The organism is Paraburkholderia sp. 31.1 (genome assembly GCF_014397645.1).
Lineage (GTDB): Bacteria > Pseudomonadota > Gammaproteobacteria > Burkholderiales > Burkholderiaceae > Paraburkholderia > Paraburkholderia tuberum.
Genome location: NZ_VZQN01000215.1, coordinates 1 through 415 on the forward strand (window position 1 = coordinate 1; position 415 = coordinate 415).

General features: G+C 54.0%; 1 pseudogene. It reads left to right on the forward strand.

Annotated features, from left to right (window positions below):
* Window positions 1–309: 309 nt before the first annotated feature.
* Window positions 310–415 (forward strand): annotated as a pseudogene (locus F6X37_RS36055) (IS5/IS1182 family transposase); the annotation flags it as partial.

Below are 415 nucleotides of genomic sequence, written 5' to 3' on the forward strand. Positions count from 1 at the left end.
CAGGCAGTCTGCATCAGTCGGGAACCAAGCCTGAAACTCCCCAAGGGACTTAGGATAGTGGGTGCTGGCATGAGGAAGTTCCATTGCCCCAGTCTACGCTCAACTCCGGTTAAATGGATAACCCAGTTTCACGAATTGGAGATATCCCGATGAACCAGCAAGGCAACGAAGTATTTGTTGTTGAAGTGATGGATCCGCCAACCACGGGCGAATTCGCACTAGGGAAACACTGATTTATCAGGCTCGGCCGTCATCGCTGACGTGTTCGAGTACGTTATAGAAGGAAGCTCACGGAACGGACCAATAGTGATGAAGCGGCAGATCAGCTTTGCAGAAGCGGAGAGTGCGGGCAAGAAACGGGTGACCAGGCGCCAGCGCTTCCTGACAGAGATGGAGAGGGTCGTACCGTGGCCGC